21 protein-coding genes are annotated in these 18,176 nt (G+C 70.5%); 19 read left to right on the forward strand and 2 right to left on the reverse strand.

All coding sequences use genetic code 11. The features are described 5' to 3' along the window. Positions 1-48 precede the first annotated feature (48 nt). From KTR66_RS04915 to KTR66_RS04960, 10 genes are all read left to right on the forward strand, one after another. On the forward strand, positions 49-1,518 hold the full coding sequence (locus tag KTR66_RS04915; protein WP_213611042.1) for a site-specific DNA-methyltransferase: 1,470 nt from the start codon (positions 49-51) through the stop codon (positions 1,516-1,518). Then, the gene (locus KTR66_RS04920) at positions 1,508-2,776 is read left to right on the forward strand and encodes a site-specific DNA-methyltransferase (RefSeq protein WP_213611043.1); all 1,269 of its coding nucleotides are present in this window, start codon (positions 1,508-1,510) and stop codon (positions 2,774-2,776) included. The genes KTR66_RS04915 and KTR66_RS04920 overlap by 11 nt, the downstream gene beginning before the upstream one ends. Before the next feature lie 99 nt (positions 2,777-2,875). Next, positions 2,876-3,112 carry a hypothetical protein gene (locus KTR66_RS04925; RefSeq protein WP_213611044.1) on the forward strand — a complete coding sequence of 79 codons (237 nt, stop codon included), beginning with the start codon at positions 2,876-2,878 and terminating at the stop codon, positions 3,110-3,112. Between the two features lie 95 nt (positions 3,113-3,207). Further along, positions 3,208-4,017, forward strand: coding sequence for a DUF3489 domain-containing protein (locus KTR66_RS04930; protein ID WP_249731840.1), 810 nt, complete (start codon positions 3,208-3,210; stop codon positions 4,015-4,017). Between the two features lie 90 nt (positions 4,018-4,107). Then, complete coding sequence (locus tag KTR66_RS04935; RefSeq protein WP_213611045.1) at positions 4,108-4,623, forward strand: hypothetical protein; 516 nt, start codon at positions 4,108-4,110, stop codon at positions 4,621-4,623. A 25-nt stretch (positions 4,624-4,648) separates the two neighbouring features. Then, positions 4,649-6,562: a phage terminase large subunit family protein gene (locus KTR66_RS04940; protein WP_213611046.1), complete on the forward strand. Its 1,914-nt coding sequence runs from the start codon at positions 4,649-4,651 to the stop codon at positions 6,560-6,562. Positions 6,563-6,575: 13 nt separating this feature from the next. Further along, the gene (locus tag KTR66_RS04945; protein ID WP_213611048.1) at positions 6,576-6,812 is read left to right on the forward strand and encodes a phage head-tail joining protein; all 237 of its coding nucleotides are present in this window, start codon (positions 6,576-6,578) and stop codon (positions 6,810-6,812) included. After that, positions 6,812-8,305, forward strand: a complete 1,494-nt coding sequence (locus KTR66_RS04950; protein WP_213611050.1) for a phage portal protein — start codon at positions 6,812-6,814, stop codon at positions 8,303-8,305. Before KTR66_RS04945 ends, KTR66_RS04950 begins: the two co-directional genes overlap by 1 nt. After that, the gene (locus KTR66_RS04955) at positions 8,302-9,795 is read left to right on the forward strand and encodes a ubiquitin-activating E1 FCCH domain-containing protein (RefSeq protein WP_213611052.1); all 1,494 of its coding nucleotides are present in this window, start codon (positions 8,302-8,304) and stop codon (positions 9,793-9,795) included. The genes KTR66_RS04950 and KTR66_RS04955 overlap by 4 nt, the downstream gene beginning before the upstream one ends. A 24-nt stretch (positions 9,796-9,819) precedes the next feature. After that, positions 9,820-11,934, forward strand: a complete 2,115-nt coding sequence (locus tag KTR66_RS04960; RefSeq protein WP_213611053.1) for a prohead protease/major capsid protein fusion protein — start codon at positions 9,820-9,822, stop codon at positions 11,932-11,934. Positions 11,935-11,955: 21 nt separating this feature from the next. On the opposite strand, the gene KTR66_RS04965 is transcribed toward KTR66_RS04960, so the two are convergent. Both KTR66_RS04965 and KTR66_RS04970 read right to left on the reverse strand, forming a co-directional pair. Further along, positions 11,956-12,375, reverse strand: coding sequence for a PIN domain-containing protein (locus KTR66_RS04965; RefSeq protein WP_213611054.1), 420 nt, complete (start codon positions 12,373-12,375; stop codon positions 11,956-11,958). Between the two features lies 1 nt (position 12,376). After that, entirely contained in the window at positions 12,377-12,619 is a 243-nt protein-coding gene (locus KTR66_RS04970; RefSeq protein WP_213611055.1) for a type II toxin-antitoxin system Phd/YefM family antitoxin, read from the reverse strand. Between the two features lie 106 nt (positions 12,620-12,725). Here KTR66_RS04970 and KTR66_RS04975 point away from each other — a divergent pair, with 106 nt between their 5' ends. The 9 genes from KTR66_RS04975 to KTR66_RS05015 all read left to right on the forward strand — a co-directional run bounded on the left by KTR66_RS04975 (position 12,726) and on the right by KTR66_RS05015 (position 18,089). Then, positions 12,726-13,073: a DUF2190 family protein gene (locus KTR66_RS04975; protein WP_213611056.1), complete on the forward strand. Its 348-nt coding sequence runs from the start codon at positions 12,726-12,728 to the stop codon at positions 13,071-13,073. Then, the gene (locus KTR66_RS04980; RefSeq protein ID WP_213611057.1) at positions 13,070-13,708 is read left to right on the forward strand and encodes a structural protein; all 639 of its coding nucleotides are present in this window, start codon (positions 13,070-13,072) and stop codon (positions 13,706-13,708) included. The genes KTR66_RS04975 and KTR66_RS04980 overlap by 4 nt, the downstream gene beginning before the upstream one ends. Then, positions 13,705-14,013: a hypothetical protein gene (locus KTR66_RS04985; RefSeq protein ID WP_213611058.1), complete on the forward strand. Its 309-nt coding sequence runs from the start codon at positions 13,705-13,707 to the stop codon at positions 14,011-14,013. The genes KTR66_RS04980 and KTR66_RS04985 overlap by 4 nt, the downstream gene beginning before the upstream one ends. 10 nt (positions 14,014-14,023) lie before the next feature. Next, positions 14,024-14,323 (forward strand): hypothetical protein, encoded by a 300-nt coding sequence (locus KTR66_RS04990; protein ID WP_092963389.1) that lies wholly within the window; start codon positions 14,024-14,026, stop codon positions 14,321-14,323. Positions 14,324-14,326: 3 nt separating this feature from the next. Continuing rightward, positions 14,327-15,052 carry a DUF6441 family protein gene (locus KTR66_RS04995; RefSeq protein WP_213611059.1) on the forward strand — a complete coding sequence of 242 codons (726 nt, stop codon included), beginning with the start codon at positions 14,327-14,329 and terminating at the stop codon, positions 15,050-15,052. After that, a complete protein-coding gene (locus tag KTR66_RS05000; RefSeq protein ID WP_213611060.1) occupies positions 15,049-15,495 on the forward strand; it encodes a hypothetical protein in 447 nt (148 codons plus the stop codon). The genes KTR66_RS04995 and KTR66_RS05000 overlap by 4 nt, the downstream gene beginning before the upstream one ends. Positions 15,496-15,516: 21 nt before the next feature. Then, the gene (locus KTR66_RS05005) at positions 15,517-16,470 is read left to right on the forward strand and encodes a phage tail tube protein (RefSeq protein WP_213611062.1); all 954 of its coding nucleotides are present in this window, start codon (positions 15,517-15,519) and stop codon (positions 16,468-16,470) included. A gap of 87 nt (positions 16,471-16,557) precedes the next feature. Continuing rightward, positions 16,558-17,535, forward strand: coding sequence for a hypothetical protein (locus tag KTR66_RS05010; protein ID WP_213611064.1), 978 nt, complete (start codon positions 16,558-16,560; stop codon positions 17,533-17,535). Between the two features lie 176 nt (positions 17,536-17,711). Continuing rightward, positions 17,712-18,089, forward strand: coding sequence for a hypothetical protein (locus KTR66_RS05015; RefSeq protein WP_213611066.1), 378 nt, complete (start codon positions 17,712-17,714; stop codon positions 18,087-18,089). The last annotated feature ends 87 nt before the right edge of the window (positions 18,090-18,176 follow it).

Genomic DNA, 18,176 nt, shown 5'->3' on the forward strand with positions numbered 1-18,176 from the left:
CAGCCGCGGCCGCATGGTTTGCACCCACTCCCAAATCTGGATGGCACGATGACGCTCCCCTGGATGGCGGCGAAGATTCTGCTGCGTCCGGTGGCGGAGCTGCGCCCCCATGCCGGCAACGCGCGCGTGCACAGCGCCGCGCAGCTGGAGCAGATCAAAGCCAGCATGCTGGCCTTCGGCTTCACCAACCCGCTGCTGGTGGATGAGGCGGGCGTGCTGATCGCCGGCCATGGTCGGCTGGAGGCAGCGTCGGCGCTCGGCATAGCCAAGGTGCCGGTGATCGTGCTGCGGCATCTTTCCGCCGCGCAGAAGGAGGCGCTGCGGCTCGCCGATAATCGCATCGCGGAGAATGCGACCTGGGACCAGGCGCTGCTGCGCGATGCGCTCGCTGCGGTGCAGACGGCGCAGGACATCGACCTCGCCGCGCTCGGCTTCTCGGCGGATGAGCTCGCGGACATCCTCGCGGCGGCTGGAGATGCCGTGTCCGACGGCGACGCGCCCGAGGCTCTGTCTGCGGATCTCGCCGAGGGGGGCGGTGCGGCAGGCGCGGCAGGCACCGAGGATGCACCGGCGGACGATCCCGCCGATGCCGATCCGGAGCCGCCGCGCCAGGCCGTCACGCGCCCCGGGGACCTCTGGCTGCTCGGCGAGCATCGCCTGCTCTGCGGCGACAGCACCGACGCAGCCAGCGTGGCGCGCGTGATGGGCGATGACCGTGCGGCGTTGCTCTTCACCTCCCCGCCCTACGGCAACCAGCGGGACTACACCACCGGCGGCGGGACCGATTGGGACGCGCTGATGCAGGGCGCGTTCCAGCATCTGGACGCGGCCATGCGCCCGGACGGGCAAGTGCTGGTGAACCTCGGGCTGATCCATCGCGACAATGAATGGCAGCCCTATTGGTCCGGCTGGCTCGACTGGATGCGCGCCCGCGGATGGCGCCGCTTCGGCCTCTACACCTGGGACCAGGGGCCCGGCCTGCCGGGCGACTGGAACGGTCGGCTCGCACCGGCCTTCGAGTTCGTCTTCCACTTCAACCGCCAGGCCCGCCAGGCCAACAAGATCGTGCCCTGCAAATGGGCCGGCACGCCGAACAAGGGCAGCGGCCTGCGGGCGGCCGACGGCACCATCTCGGAATACCAGCATGCCGGCCTGCCGGTGCAGGACTTCCGGATCCCGGATAACGTGCTGCGCCTGACCCGCCACAAGGGCCGCGGCATCGAGACCGAGCACCCCGCGGTGTTTCCGGTGGTGCTGCCGGAGTTCCTGATGCGGACCTACACCGACGAGGGCGAGATCATCTTCGAGCCCTTCGGCGGGAGCGGCACAACCATCCTGGCCGGCCAGCGCACCGGCCGCCGCGTGCGCGCGATCGAGCTGGCACCGGCCTATGTCGACCTGGCGGTGGCACGCTGGCGGATGCTGCATCCAGATCTGCCCGTGGCGCTGGCGGACGATGGCCGCGATTACGATGCCGTGGCCGCGGCGCGGTTGGAGGTCACCGCCGATGCAGCCTGATCTCGTCGTCTCCGCGCTGCCGGTGGTGGCGCTGGTCCCCTATGCCGAGAACGCGCGCACGCACTCGCCGGCGCAGGTGGCGCAGATCGCCGCCTCCATCGCCGAGTTCGGCTTCGTGAACCCGGTTCTGGTCGATGCCGAGGGCGTGCTGATCGCCGGCCACGGCCGCGTCATGGCGGCGAAGCAGCTCGGGCTCGCCTCGGTGCCGGTGCTGCGGCTCGGCCATCTCTCTCCCGCGCAGGCGCGTGCGCTACGCCTGGCCGACAACCAGATCGCGCTGAACTCGGGCTGGGACGAGGCGCTGCTCGCCGCCGAGATCGCCCGCATCCGCGACGAGGCGGTGGTGGATCTCGACGTGCTCGGCTTCTCCGGCATGGAGCTGGACCGGCTGCTGGCGGCTGCCGACGCTGGTCTCGGCGATGATGCCGACGATGCGCCGCCACCGCCCGTGGTGCCCGTCACTCGCACCGGCGACCTTTGGCGCTGCGGGGAACACCGCCTGCTGTGCGGCGATGCCACCAAGATCGAGGATGTCCAGCGCGCCCTCGGCGCCGGCCACCTGGCCGACATGGGCTTCGTCGATCCGCCCTACAACGTGGCCTACGAGGGCGGCACTGCGGCCAAAATGACCATCGCCAATGACGCGCTCGGCGGCGGCTTCCCGGAGTTCCTCCGTCCCGCCCTGGCCAATCTGCTCTCGGTCACGAAGGGCGCCTGCTACGTCTGCATGTCCTCCTCGGAATGGCCGACGCTGCATCGCGTCTGGCAGGAGGCGGGCGGGAAGTGGTCGAGCACGATCATCTGGGCGAAGAACACCTTCGCGCTCGGCCGTGCCGACTACCACCAGCAGTTCGAGGCGATGCTCTACGGCTGGAAGGCGGGCGCGCAGCACTACTGGTGCGGCGCGCGCGACCAGGGGAATGTCTGGCACTTCGACAAGCCGGCGCGCAACGACCTCCATCCCACTATGAAGCCGGTGGCGCTGGTCGAGCGCGCGATCCGCAACAGCAGCAAGCCGCGAGACACGGTGCTGGATTGCTTCGGCGGCTCGGGCACGACCATGATCGCGGCGGAGCGCACGGGGCGGCGCGCTGTGCTGCTGGAGATCGATCCCGCCTATGTCGACGTCATCGTGCGGCGCTGGCAGGAGACGACGGGCGAAGCAGCCGTGCTGGAGGGCGATGATCGCATCTTCGCCGATGTCGCCGCGGCGCGTGGCGTCGTCGATCATGATGTGATCCAGACCGCCGAATCATAGCAATTCCGCGCCGCTGCATCTTGCTTGGCTCGTGCGCGCCACAGCGCGAATGGTCCGTCACACGCAGGGGATTCCCTGCCGCAACAGACGGAGACCAGCATGACGGATCGCACCGCCCGCGCAGCCCGCAACCAGGAACGCAGCCTCGAAGCCTTCCTCGCCGAGAAGGCGCGCTTCGACGCGATGGTCGCCGAGCTTCAGCAGATGAGCGCGGACCACTTCGGCGCGGATCCCGAGGCGGTGCTCTGGGGTGCGCATGCCAACCTGCAGCACTGGAACAGCCTGCTGGCGCGGGTGACGGACTCCTACCTGAGGCGCGGCGAATGGGCCGAATGAATCGGGCCACTCCCGCACCGCCCCGACCGGCAGCGCCGGCGGGGCTCCCGGCAGTAGGGGCCGATGGTCGGCACCCGGAACCGGAGACCACCAGGATGACCAAGCTTTCCGACAGCCAGCGCGTGATCCTCAGCGCCGCCGCGCAGCACGAGATGGGCCTGGCCCGCGCGCCGAAGACCCTGCCGGCCGCGTCCCGCAACGCGGTGTTCCGCAGCCTGATCAAGAACAACCTGCTCACCGAGATCAACGCCCCGCGGGAGCATGTCGGGCTCGGCTGGCGGCAGGACGAGGACGGCACCTGGATCGTGGCGCGCATCACCGACGAGGGGCTGCGCGCTATCGGCATCGACCCGAACGAGGGCGACGTGGAGGCCGGCGAGCCCGACTGCTCCGGCATCGAGGGCAGCGTGCACGACACGGCGCCCGCGGGCGCGGACGACGCCGCCGAGGGGGATGCCCCCGCGGAGGAAGCCGAACCCGCCCAGGGCGTGCCGACACCCGCCCCGCGCGCGAGCCTGCGTGACGCCGCCGTGGCGGTTCTGGCCGCCTGGGACGCCAGCCCGGCGCAGGACGCGACCGACAACCCGATCAGCCGCGCCATCGAGGCCCTCCGCGCCGCCCTCGCGGGCAAGCCCGCCCGCACGGCCCGCGAGCCGGGTGCGCCTCGCAAGCCGCGCGAGGGCACCAAGCAGGAGCAGGTGCTGGCCATGCTGCGCCGGCCCGAGGGCGCGACCGTCGCGCAGATCGCCGAGGCGACGGGCTGGGCGCAGCACACGGTCCGCGGCTTCTTCGCGGGGCTGAAGAAGAAGGGCCACGCGGTCGAGGTGAAGTCGCGCGAGCGGATGGTCGGCCCGAACAAGACGGGCGCGAAGGGCTCCTTCACCATCTACCACCTGCCGGCCTGACCACGGAGCCGGACACGTCGAGGGCTCGCCGCCGGACGGTAGCGGGCCCTTGCTCATGATGACCATCAAGCGCGGCGGGAGGTCGCCGCCATGCCGGAAATGACCGCCTCCACGCGCGAGGCCGCCCGTCGCCTCGGCGTCAGCGACACCGCCATCCACAAGGCAGAACGCGCGGGCCGCATCGCCCGCGAGCCGGACGGCCAGTGGGACATCGACAAGACCCGCCGTCGCCTCACCGAAACCGCCGATCCCACCCGCTCGCCCCTGGCCAACGGCGCCGGCGCCGAGGGCACGCCCTTCGCCCGGCTGAAGGTCGCGCAGCTTGCCCTGAAGGTGGAGGCGCAGCGCCTCTCGCTGGACGAGACCAAGCGCCGCCTGCTGGACGTTGCCGAGGCCAATGCCGCTCTCGACGAGATCGGCAGCACGATGCGCGACGCTTTGCTGAACTGGCCCGCCCGCGTGTCCGGCCTGATCGCAGCCGAGATCAGCGTCGACCCGCATCTGCTGCAGACCATCCTGCAGAGCCACATCAACGACCTGCTGACGGAGGCGGCCGATCGCTTCGATCCAGCAGGCCTCGGAGGGGACCGGTCCTCGCAGCCGTGAGCATGTGCGTCGGCGTGTCGGCGCCATGCTCCGCCCGCCGCCGCAGCTCACCGTATCGGAATGGGCCGAACGCCACCGCCTGCTCGGCAGCCGCGCCTCCGCGGAACCCGGCCCCTGGCGCACCAGCCGCACGCCTTATCTGAAGGACGTGATGGACGCGCTGTCCGCGGTGCATCCGGCTCGGCGCGTCGTGTTCATGAAGGGTGCGCAGGTCGGAGCGACCGAAAGCGGCAACAACTGGCTTGGCTACATCATGCACCACGTGCCGGCACCGGCGCTGGCGGTGCAGCCGACCGTGGAACTGGCCAAGCGCTTCTCGCGCCAGCGCATCGACCCGCTGCTGGAGGAGACGCCGGCGCTGCGGGAGCGCGTCGCCCCCGCCCGTGCGCGCGACAGTGGCAACACGATGCTGTCGAAGGAATTCCCCGGCGGCATTCTGGTCCTGACCGGCGCAAACAGCGCAGTCGGGCTGCGCTCGATGACGGCACGCTTCCTCTTTCTCGACGAGGTGGACGCCTATCCCGGCGACGTCGCCGGCGAGGGTGATCCGATCGCGCTGGCCGAGGCGCGGGCCCGAACCTTCGGCTGGCGCCGCAAGGCCTTCCTGGTCAGCACGCCGACCATCGCCGGGCGCAGCCGGATCGAGCGGGAATACCTGGCCTCCGACCAGCGGCGGTTCTTCGTGCCGTGCACGGCCTGCGGCGACATGCAGTGGCTGCGATTCGAGCGGTTGATCTGGGAGAAGGGTGCACCGGAGACGGCGCGGTATCACTGCGATGCCTGCGACCATCCGATGCAGGAGCACGACAAGACCGCGATGCTGGGTGGCGGGGAATGGCGCGCGACGTCCGAGGGTCAGGATCCAGACACGATCGGCTTCCACATCTCGGCGCTCTATTCGCCCGTGGGCTGGCTCTCCTGGGAACAGATCGCCCGGGATTGGGAGGCCGCCCAGGGCAAGCCCGAGGACATCAAGACCTTCAAGAACACCGTGCTCGGCGAGACCTGGCAGGAGCAGGGCGAGGCGCCGGATTGGGAGCGCCTGGTCGAGCGGCGCGAGGATTTCGCCATGGGCGTCGTCCCGCTCGGTGCGCTGGTGCTCACCGCCGGCGTGGACGTGCAGGACGACCGCCTGGAATGCGATGTCTGGGGCTGGGCGGAGGGGTTCTCGTCCTGGCTCGTCGATCACGTGGTGATCCCCGGCAGCCCGCGGGACCGCGAGCCCTGGGACGAACTGGCTCAAGTGCTGGCGCGCGACTGGCCGCGCCATGGTGGCGGCGCGATGCGCATCGCCCGGCTCTGCGTCGATACCGGCGGCCGGGACACCGCCGCCGTTTATGGCCACCTCCGCCGCCTGCGGGATCCGCGCATCGCGCCGACGAAGGGCATCGATGGCTGGAACCGGGCGCAGCCTGTCCAGGGCCCGACGCCGGTGGACGCGCTGGTCAATGGCCAGAAGCTGCGGCGCGGCCTCAAGCTCTGGACCGTGTCGGTCTCGACCTGGAAGGCCGATCTCTATCGCCGGCTTTGGCTCGGCCGCGGCGACGCGGAGGAGCTTCCACCCGGTTGGGTGCATCTGCCGCGCGCGATCGACGTCGAATGGGTCAAGCAGCTGGTCGCGGAGCAGCTGCGCAACACGAAGGATCGCCGCGGCTTTGCCCGCCAGGAATGGGCAAAGCTTAGGGAACGCAACGAGGCGCTGGACTGCGCCGTGCTGGCCCGCGCCGCGCTCTGGCTGCTGGGTGCAGACCGCTACGGCGAGCAGTTCTGGGCGCGGCTGCGGGATGAGGCGGCAGATGCGCCGCTGCGGCCGAGCGAGGTTCCCGCCGCCGGGAATGTCGCTCCCCCATCACCGCCGCCCCTGACTGCCCCGGCATCGGGGCCCGATACCCAGCGGCCGCGGGGCTGGCTGGCGCCGCGCAGTGGCTGGCTTCGTTGAAAGGAGGACGTTAATGGATCCGACCGTCCTCGCCTGGGCGCTGGCACAGCCCGCTGGCACCCGCGCCGCCGTGCTGGCCGCCGCCTTCACCGGCGGCACCACACGCGTGACCTTCGACGGCCGCACGGTGGAGTACCGCTCACTGGATGAGCTCGGCCGGGCGCTGTCGGTGCTGCACGCCGCGGAGAACAGCGCCGCCCGCCGGCCCAACGTGACCTTCGCCAGCTTCTCGCGCGAGGGCAGCAGGTGATGGGGCGCCTTCGTGACGCCTGGCACGCCCTGCGCGGCTATGCCGCTGCGCAGGACAGCCGCGCCTCGAGCTGGGCGGCATCGGGAGGCAGCGCCACAGCCGAGGTTGGTGCCGCCGCGCCCACCGTAGCGCGCCGTGCCCGCGATGCCGTGCGCAACGACCCCTACGCCGCCCGCATCGTCGATCTCTGGACCGGCAACGCGGTCGGCGCCGGCATCACCACGCGCTGGCCGGACAAGCCCCATGCCGAGGCCTGGCGCCGCTGGTCCGACAGCACCGCGTGCGACGCCGAGGGGCGGCTCGACCTCTATGGCCTCCAGGCCCTGGTGATGCGCGCCGTGGTGGAGAGCGGCGAATGCTTCATGCGCCTCCTGCCGGCCGACATCACGCCGGCCAATCCGATCGGCCTGCGGCTCCAGGTGCTGGAGAGCGACCACCTCGACGCGGCGCGGCAGGGCGTCATCGAAGGCGTCCCCACGCTGCAGGGGATCGGCCTGGGCGAGGCCGGTGAGCCGGTCGGTTACTGGCTGCACCGCGTCCATCCGGGCGCGTCCTGGGTTCTGCCGGGAGGTGCGACCTGGCTGAGCAGCCAGCGCGTGCCGGCCCGCGATGTGCTGCACATCTATCGCAAGCGCCGGCCTGGCCAGCTGCGCGACGTCTCCTGGCTGGCGCCGGTGCTGACGCGGCTGCGCGATCTCGGCGATTACGAGGCCGCGCTACTGATGAAGGCCAAGATCGAGGCGTGCCTCGCCGCAGTCGTCTCCGAGGATGGCGACGACGCCATGACCGGGCCGGCCTCGGGCCTGCTACGCGATGCGCAGGGCCGCACGGTGGAGAGCTTCGAGCCCGGCATGATCCTCTATCGCCGCGGAATGGGATCCGTGGAGGTGGTGAACCCGTCCGGCGGTGGATCGCACGCCGCCTTCGCGCGCCGCGCGCTGGAGGCCTCCGCGGTCGGCTCAGGCCTGACCTATGACCAGGTCGCCGGCGATTTGACCCAGGCGAACTACTCCTCGCTGCGTGCAGGAAAAATCGAATTCCGCCGGCTCTGCGAGCAGGTGCAGTACGGCATGCTCATCCCGATGCTGGTGCGGCCGATCGCGGATCGCTTCCACGCCCAGGGTGCACTGCTCGGACTGTGGGGCGCGGAACTGCCGGACGGCCTGTCCCACGTCCCGCCCGCGCACGAGATGATCGACCCACTCAAGGACACCACCGCGCTGATCGCGCAGGTGCGTGCCGGCTTCGTGCCGCAGCCCGAGGCGGTCGGCGCCTTCGGCTATGACTTCCGCCAGGTCGTGGAGATGATCCGCGAGGCCAATGCCCTGCTCGATGAGGCAGGGCTGTCGCTCGACAGCGATCCGCGCCGCGTTGCGAAGTCGGGCGCTGCCCAGGACGCTGCTCAGCTCGCCGCCATCGAGATCGCCGCCACCGGCGCTGCTTCGCCGCGTGCGGATGCGGGCGCTGCCGCCAATCCAGGAGCATCCCAATGATCGCAGGCGCCTACGACTGGACCGATGACATGCTCAAGATCAAGAGCATGCAGAAGAAGTTCCGCGACAGCTTCAACGGCACCGAGATCAATCCGGCCCGCTGGGAGATCGCGGCCACCGGCGGCGGCATCACCCACACCGTGGCGGATGGCGCCGTCACCATCTCCACCGGCACGACCCTCGACGATGAGCTGACGCTCACCAGCCGCACCAGCTTCACCATCCCGCTCCGGGTCATGGTGGCGGTGAACATGAGCCAGCGCATCGTCGGCCAGTCGGTGTGGCTCGAGCTCGTCAGCATCGATCCCACCACGGCGCAGCCGGACGGGCGCAGTGCGGCGGCCTGGCGGTTGGATGGCGCCAGCGCGACGCTCGCGAACTACGAGGTGCAGAGCGAGGGCGCCCCGCGCCTCGGCAGCACCTCGGGCAGCACCATCCCGACCACGGCCCCGGCCGGCTGGTCCGTGCTGGAGCTCGAGCCGACCAACGACGAATGCTACTTCCACGGCCGGCTGCTCGACACCACGGCCGCGCGGTCGAACTCCTATGTACGCCACCAGCAGATTCCGGAGCCGAACGCGCTGTATCGTTTTCGGATCCGCGTGCGGAACCGCCAGTTCATCAGTGGCATCTCCGCGGTGGCGAACAACGGCTCCGGCGCGGTGCGCATCACCCGCGCGGCGCATGGCTTTGCCACCAATGACGTGGTGACGGTGGCTGACGTCTCCGGCGTGCCCGGGGCGAATGGCAGCTTCACCATCACGGTGATCGATGCGAACAGCTTCGATCTGGTGGGCTCGACCTTCACCGGCGCCTATCTGAACACCGGCTGGGCCTCGGTCTCGCGCAACCTCGCGCCGGTCTCGAACACGGACATCAAGGTCCAGTTCGTCACCATCGCGGACTACGCCGAGCTGACGACGGAAATCACCGCCGGCCGCGGGCAGTCGGTCGCGGGCCAGGGGCTGGGGGTGAACGTGCTCAGCACCATCCCGCCCAGCGTCACGCCGGTGGGTGGCCAGGCGCGCAACACCTCCGGCGCTGTGCCGGTGCTGGCGGCGACCGGCTACTCGGCCAACCCGGTCGCGGTGACCACGGCGCGGGGCGTCGACCTGCTGGCGACGCTGATCGGCGCGCTGGTCACCAAGCCCTACGCGATCCCGGAGGCGGACTGGCAATACGCCGCTGCCGCGGGCGGGATCATCACCACCACCGACGTGGTGCTCCGGGCAGCGGCGGCCGCCGGCATCCGGAACTACGTCACCTCGATCGATGTGCGCAACGCGCATGCGACGGTCGCGACGGAGGTGGTGATCAAGGACGGCGCGACAGTGATCTGGCGGCAGCTACTGCCGGCGGCGATGGCGGCCCCGGTGGAGATCACCTTCCCGACGCCGCTGCGCGGCACCGCGGCCACGGCCATGAACGTCGCCTGCATCACCACCGGCGCGCAGGTCTACGTGAACGCGCAGGGCTTCGCCGCGCCGTAACGGCGCCCCGCAAGGAGCACTTCCATGACCGAGCCGATCGAACCGGCGGGGCCCACCCCCGCACCGGAACAGGAAACCGTGCCCGATCGAGTTCCCGTCGCTGGGCAGTCGATCACCGCGTGCCGCGCCCTGGCAGCTCCGGTCACCGTCAATCGAGCGGCCCGCACCGTCGAGGTGGTGTGGAGCACCGGCGCACGGGCCCGCAACTTCGTGCCCCCCTATGGGCCGATCCTCGAAGAGCTCGACATGGCGCCCTCCGCGGTGCGCATGGACGCGCTGCGCTCTGGCCGCGCACCCGTGCTGGACACACACCGGCGCGCTGGCACGCGCGACGTGCTGGGCCGCGTCACCGCCGCCCGCCTCGAGGCCGGCCGCGGCTACGCCACGCTCCAGTTCAGTGGCGCCGATGACGTGGAGCCGGTCTGGCAGCGCGTGGCCGACGGCACGCTGCAGTCTGTCAGCGTCGGTTACCGGGTGCATCGCTACGACCCAAGGCCCGACGCCTGCACCGGCCAGACCATCCACCGCGCCGTGGATTGGGAGCCCTACGAGATCTCGATCGTGCCGGTGCCGGTGGACGGCTTGGCCGTGATCCGTGGCGAGGGGGATCAAGGCACCCCCGCCACCGCCATCGAACCCGCCCTGACCATCCCCGAGGACCCACCCATGCCCGAGACGACGCCGGCTTCGCCGGATCCCGCGCCGGCGCCGCCTGCGCCGCCCACCATTCCGCACCAGGAGGTCCCCGTGACCACGACGCCCGCCAGCACCCCGCCCACCGCGCCGCCCGAGCCGACCCGCGCCATGCCGCCCACGCCTGACCTCGAGGCCATCCGCGCCGAGGCCGAACGCGCCGCGGTCGAGCGCATCGCCGGCTATGAACCGGTGCTGGCCGCCGCCCGCGGCCTGGTGACCCCCGACATGCTCGACGCCATGCGCGAGGCCGCCATCCGCGACCGCATCTCGCCCGAGGTGCTGCGCGGCCGGCTGTGGGACGCCTTCACCAGCGGCGCCGCGCGTCCCTCCCTGCCAGCGCGCCCCGACACCGGCCCCTCCAACGAAGACCCGTCGCAGCTCCTCGACGCGATGGCCGAAGCGCTCGCGGCCCGCACCATGCCCGGCTACCAGGCCCCGGCCACCGGCCGCCACACCGAGTTCCTGGGCTGGCGCCCCTCCGACATGATCGGCGAGCTGCTTCGCGCCCGCGGCGAGCGCAACGTCCCGCGCAACCCGACCATCCTCGCCGAGCGCGCCTTCCACACCACCAGCGACTTCCCGGCGCTGCTCTCGGCTGCGGCCAACAAGATGCTGCTGGCGGCCTATGCGCCGGCGGCCCCGACCTACCGGACGCTGTTCCTCCGCCGCGATTTTCGGGACTTCAAGCCGCACCGCCACCTGCGGGTCGGCGACTTCCCGACGCTGCTGCCGCTGTCGGAGAATGGCGAGGTGCAGGCCGGGACCATGTCCGAGAGCCAGGAGCTGGTGTTCCTGCAGACCTTCGCCCGGCGCATCCGCGTCACGCGGCAGATGCTGGTGAACGACGACCTCGGCGCCTTCACTGACTTCGCCAGCATGATCGGCCGGCGCGTCGCGGACTTCGAGAATGCGACGGCCTATGCCCTGGTGAACAGCGCCGCCGGCGACGGCCCCACGCTCATCACTGGTGCCGCGGCGGTGTTCGGCACCGCGGCGGCGCGGGCCAACAAGGCTGGTGCCGGCACCGCGCTGGACCTGCCGAACCTGGCCCTCGGCCGCGCCGCGGTGATGCGCCAGAAGACCTTGGACGGCCTGCCCATCGCGGTCGGCTCGCAGATGCGCCTGCTGGTCGGGCCGAACCAGGAACTCGCGGCGCGGCAGCTGACCGTGTCGGTGCAGGCGACCCAGACCAGCAACGCCAACGTCTATGCCGGCTTCGTCCAGCCGCTGGTCGAGCCGCTAATCCCGAACAACCGCTGGTACTTGTTCTCCGATCCGCTGGCGGCACCGGTCTATGTCTACGGCTACCTGAACGGCGCGGAGGGGCCGCAGGTCACCACGGGCAATGTCCAGGGTGTGGATGGCGTCGAGGTCAGCGTGATCTTCGACTTCGGCGTCGGCGCTATCGACTGGCGCGGCGCCTGGTTCAACCCGGGCACCTGATCCAGCAGCTCTTCGCCACCGTCACAGCTTGGTGGTGGCGAAGGGGTTGTGGACCGTCACGCCACGCCAGGTGAACCCGTGCTGCATGTCCTCAGAGAGCAGCATGCGGCAGTCTGCCTGCGCGGCCGCCGCCAGCATCACCGAGTCCCAAAGCGCCAGACGATGGGTGGTGGCGATCTCCATCGCCTCCACCATCACCGCCGGCGTGGTGCCGATCACCGGATAGCTGTCGGACCAAGCGAGAACCGCGGTGCGGGCATCGGCAGGCTCACGCCGGGCCTTGCGCGTCAACACGACGAACAGCTCGCCCAGCGCCTGTGCAGGGACCAGGACATCCGCGCCGTCAAACCCACGCAGGATATCGAGCGCGATCGCTTTCCGATCCTCGCCGTTCACGCCCTCGGCGTAGGCCAGGACATTCGTATCGAGCGCCAGACGCATCTCAGCGCTCGTACAGATCGTCGCGGTTCCAGCGGCCGACATCGACCACGGGCTGCGCGGCAAGCCGTGCCAGCAACTCGGCTCTCGCCGCTCCGCGCGCGGCATCGGCGGCGTCACAGGGCACGAGCCGCGCCACGGGCTTGCCGTGGGCGGTCACGACGAAGCTGCGGCCTTCCTCCCTGACCTCGCGGAGCAGGCGGGAGAAGGCGCGGTTGGCGTCGGCGGCGGAGATGGCGGTGTCCATCCTTCGCTAATAGTGAAATGCACTACTTCATGCAACCCCGATCGCAGGTCGCAGCCGCTGGCTCCGGCCCTGCGCCACCCCAACCACCACTGGAGACCTCATCCCCATGCGCAACTATGTGCAGCCCGGCGACAGCCTGGCGCTGGCCGTCCCCTATGCGGGCGGTGTCACCTCCGGCCAGGGCGTGCTGGTCGGCGCGATCTTCGGTGTCGCCGCGGTCGATGGCGTGCAGAACGCCGTCATCGAATGCCAGACCAAGGGCGTGTTCGACATCACCAAGGAGCCGGCCCTGGCGATCACCGCCGGCGCGCGCCTCTTCTGGGACAACACGAACCGGCGCCTCACCACCACGGCCACAGGCAATTTCCAGGTGGGGATAGCCACGGTGGCAGCGCTCGCCGCGGACACCACCGTCCGCACCGTGCTGCTGCGTGTTCCGGCGATCGGCACATGAGCATCGATCCGAAGGCCACGCGGGGCTATCGCAACCGCAACCCGGGCAACATCGAGCACGTCCCGGCCAACAAGTGGCAGGGGATGGCCGAGCCGCCCTCGGATGGGCGCTTCTGCCGCTTCACCAGCCACGAGTTCGGCATCCGCGCGCTGGCTGCGCTGCTGGTCACCTACCAGGACCGGCACAAGCTGCGGACGCCGCGCGCGATCATCGAGCGCTGGGCGCCGAAGGTGGAGAACGACACCGCCGCGTACATCGCGGTGGTGGCGCGGCGGATCGGCGTCGGGCCTGACGATGCGATCGACCTGCATCGGCACGATCACCTCCGGCCGCTGGTCGAGGCGATCATCCACCACGAATGCGCCGGACTGAGCTATCCGGCCGGCGTCATCGATCGCGCGCTCACCCTGGCCGGGGTGCCGCCGGCGCCGCCGGTGACCCTGCGCGAGGTGGCGGCCGTCACCGGCACCGGCCGCGGTGCGGTGCTGGTGGGCGCCGCGGGCATCGCCACCGCCGTGGCGCAGGCCGCACCGGCGATCCAGGCGCTGGGCACGCTGGCGCCGGCTGTCGCCATCGCGGTCATCGCCGCCGCGGTGGTGGGCGTGCTCGCCTGGCGACTGCGACGACCAGCATGAACGCCTTCGCCGCGGCCATGGATGCGTTGGCCGCGGATCCGAACATCGGTGCGGATGCACTCTACCGGGCCGGTGGCACGGGCGCGCCAGTCCTGCTCCGCGTGGTCCGCTCGGCGCCGGACCGTCTCGGCGACGCCTTTGGCACCAGCGTGATCCAGGCCAGCGACGTGCTGACCGTCGCCATCGCCGTGCTGCCCAGCGTCGGGGCGGACGACACCTTCACCCTCGGCGCTGACACCCTGACCGTCCAGCACGCCGAGCGGGACGCCGCCGGCATCGCCTGGCGCGTCTTCTGCCGCCGATAGGAGCACCGCCATGATCGACCCGGAGCGCATCGGCGGCATCGTCGGCGAGGCTCTGCTCGCCGGCGCCCTGGGTGCGCTCGGGGCGATGGCGCGCTTCTCGTCCACCGACCGGCCACTGCTCACGCGCGCCTATCTGCTCCACGCGCTGGCGGGCGGCAGCCTCGGCACCGGCGCCTGGCTGATCGCCCATGCCTTCGAGCTCGACGGCTGGTGGCTGTTCGCCGTGGCCTGGCTGGCGGGGACGCTGGGATATGCCGCACTGCACGACCTGCTGCTGCGCATCCTCAGCCGCAAGTTCGGCGGGCGCTGATCCATGCGGCTCGGTGCCGCGATCGTCGGCGATCTGCGCAAGGTGCTGGCCGATGAGGTGAAGGCGGGCGAGCGCGCGGCCATGACCGCCATCCGCGCTGAGACCGAGCAGGTGAAGGCCGAGTTGCGCCGGCAGGTCACCACCGCCTTCTCGGGCAACGCGCGCGGAATCGCTAATGCCTGGCGGTCGATGATCTTCCCGCGGACGGGTCAGTCGCTGCGGCCAGCGGGGTTGGTCTTCACCAAGGTGCCGAACGTCATCGACGCCTTCGAGCGGGGCGCGCTGATCCGCGCCAAGGGTGGCGGGAAGTTCCTGGCCATCCCGACCGGCTTCAATGCGGCGCGGGGGCGCCGGGGGCGCGGTGAGAAGGGCATGCGGGTAACGCCCGCGCAGATGGTCGCCTCCGGCCAGGCCTTCCTGCGGCCCTTCAAGTCGGGCCGGGGCTTCGTGTGGTGCCTGCCGCTGCGGCAAGGCGAGCAGACCGGGCGCCGGCGGCGGACCCGCCTCGTGGCGGGAGGCGTTACGGAGATCGGCACCGCCAACCGCAAGGGGCGCGAGGCCTGGGCGCGCGGGCTGCTGGAGCAGGGAATGGTGCCGATGTTCCTGCTGCTGCCCCAGGTGAAGCTCGCCAAGCGGCTCGACGTGCGCGGCGCGGCCGAGCGTGGGCTGCGTCGGCTTCCCGCCCGGTTCGTGGCGGCTTGGGAGCGTGAGAGCGGGAGGTCCGCGTGAGCATCCGCGAGGCAGCCATCGCGGCGCTGCACGGCCGGCTCGTCACGGCGCTGGCCCTCCGGAACCCCGCGCCGCTGGTGCTGCGCGGCGAGACCATCCCGCAGCGCATCCCCGCCGGCGGGCTGGTTCTCGTCCGCGACGGCGAGACGGCCGAGGAAACGCCAATCCTCTCGCCGCTCGTCTGGCAGATCGAGCATCGCGCCGAGGTCGAGATCACCGTCGCTGGCGCCACGCCCGCCGCGCGCAACACGCTGCTGGATGCGTTGCTGGTGGATGTCGCGGCCGCCATCACCGCCAACCGCACCCTCGGCGGCGCCGTCGAATGGGCACAGCCCGCCGGCGCGTCCTTCGAGGATGTCGAGTTCGAAGGCGCGGCCGCGGCCCGCGCCGCTGCCGTCCCCATCACCCTCTGGTTCACCGTCGCCGGCTCGCCGCTGGCCTGATCCGCCTCCAGGAGAACGCCCATGCCCCGTGCCATCGGCGCGAATTGTCGCCTGCTCATGCTGCCCGAAACCACCTACGGCACCGCGCCTGGCAGCAACTGGCGGCGCATGCCGTTCCTGTCCTGCGACCTGGGGGCGGAGCAGCCGTTGCTCGATGCCGATGTGATCGGCGTGGGCAGCAACCGCGATCCGGCAGCACCCTTCCTCGACACGGTGACGGTTGCTGGCCAGGCGGTGGTGCCGGTCGATCTGATCAACATCGGCCACTGGCTGCGGCTGCTGCTCGGCGCGCCGACCACCACCGGCACCACCAACTTCATCCACACCTTCGCCTCGGGCGCCGCCGCGCTGCCGAGCAACGCGATGGAGATCGGCTATCCCGACGTGCCGTCCTTCGACGTGTGCACCGGCGTGCGCGCTGACACACTGGAGCTGGACTTCACGCCGACCGGCGCGGCCACTGCGACCTTCGGATTGCTGGGTCAGGGCTCCGTGCGCACCGGAGCGACGTCAGGCGGCACGCCGACCAGCGCCGCCTATACGGCCTTCAACAAGGCGCAGGGGTCGATCACGCGCAGCGGTTCGGCGCTGGCACAGGTCACCGGCGCGCGGCTCACCTACGCCAATGGGATGGAAGCGGTGCGCACGATCCGCGCCGATCGCCGCGTCGAGGGCGTGGACCCCGGCATCGCCCGCTGCACCGGCCAGATCACCGTGCGCTTCGAAAACACGACGCTGCTCGCGCAGGCGCAGGCCGGTACCTCAGCGGAGTTTGCGCTCGCCTTCACCATCGACGCCAACCGCAGCCTGACCATCACGCTGCACGAGGTCTATCTGGCGCTGGCCAAGACGCCGATCGAGGGGCCGGCCGGGGTGGAGGCCAGCTTCGATTTCAGGGCCGCCTTCAACGCGACGGCGACGCGGATGATGACCGCGGTGTTGCGGAACCAGCAGGCCGGGACGGAGTATGCGTGACGCCCTAGCAGCCTCTTCCGCTTCCGCATCAAGGCCGCCAAACTACCATCTTCCGTAAGCTCCGTCGGCTGCAAAGAGGCATAAGGGTTGAGGGTCTTCATCGCGAATTTCGGTCAGGCGAACTACCTCTGGCCGAAATGCCGGGAGCGCAGCACCGTCGCGACCATCAACAACGAGCGCGTCCATCCCTTTTGGGAGCGGCGGGACCGCGAAGGCTTCGTCGACTTCGCGGTGGCAAACCTCAAGACGGCCCGGATGGAAATTCCCACACGGGCGGTCGCGTCACGTTGGTTCGGTCTGAACGATGCCATTGCTGAGACAAGCGGTGACCTCTGGATCCACAGAGAGAAGGACAACTTGTGGTGGACGATCTCCCGCCCTGAGCCCGTCGAGATCACCCTGATGCCCTCCGTCAATCCGCAGCGAGATGGCCCCCGCGTCTTCGAGCTGCACAAGGCAGCCGAGCCCTGGCGAAACCGCGACCGAAAGGGGCGCCCCCTGCCTTGGGCCGGCCTCCATCCGAAGGCTCGCGACTTCCTCTTCACCGAAGGCACCCTGCAGCAACTCTCACCCGACAACGCGGAGTATGCGCTCGCTCTGATCGAGGGCGACGGCCTCGAGCCCTGGCACGGCAGGCCCGCATGGCAGGCGAAGGCTATGCGAACGGGCCGAAATCCCGCGACCATCTATGACGCCAAGCGGAAGACTATCTTCCGGATGGTTGAAACCGTGTTCAGCACGGTGGCTGGTGCGAATGGTCAGCAGGTGCTGCGCACCCTCAAGGACAAGCGCACGTCCTTCGACAAGCCGGCGCTGGAGAAGTACGTCGCTTCACTCATCGATGACCAGGACGGGCTTTGTGCCATCACCGGGATAGCGCTGCAGTTTGACGAGGACGGCAGCGATCCGGAGATGCGCTGCTCACTCGATCGAATCGACAGTTCGGGGCACTACGAGCCCGGCAATTTGCAGGTCGTGTGTCGCTTCGTGAATCGCTGGAAGAGTGACAGCCTGGATGCAGAATTCCGCCGTCTTGTTGGCCTGGTGAGGGTAAGCACCTTCTAGCTCTCGCCGGCCAAATGGCGCGTCTACGTGATGCTCGAGGTGACCGCGCCTGGACCGCCGACCGGCGGCTTTGGGTTCGCTCAGGCCAAGCGTGTCGATGCATGCCCATTCCTTCGCGGACGGGCCACAGCCGCGATGCGACGACGCAACAAGCTGACATTGGAAGGATTGCTCCCATGCTCACCCTCGACCTCCCGGTCGAGCCGTACTGGCTCGACCTGCCGCGCGGGGTCCGCGTGGAAATCCGCCCCGTCACCACCGCCGTCATGGCCGCGGCCCAGGCTGGTTCCGCCCGCCGCCTCGGCGCGTTGCGCGCCTCGGACGCCGACCTCGACCCCGACATGGCGCGGGGCCTCGCCTTCGCCTTTCTGGTCAAGGCGCTCGCCCGCCACGCCGTCACCGCCTGGGAGGGCGTGGGCGACGCCGCCGGCAAGCCGCTGCCGCTCTCCCCCGAAGCGGTCGAGCGCCTGATGGACATGGACGAGATGGCGGCCGCCTTCTGGGACCGCGCCACCGGCCCCGTCGCCGCCGTGGCCCTGGAGGGAAACGGCTAAGGGCCCGAGCCGAATGGCATTTCGGCCAGGGCCCTGACTACTGCCGCGGCTGCGCGGCCCTCGACCGCGACTGCGGCCTGGCCTGCC

This window comes from Roseococcus sp. SDR, from assembly GCF_019083995.1.
Taxonomy (GTDB): Bacteria; Pseudomonadota; Alphaproteobacteria; order Acetobacterales; family Acetobacteraceae; genus Roseococcus.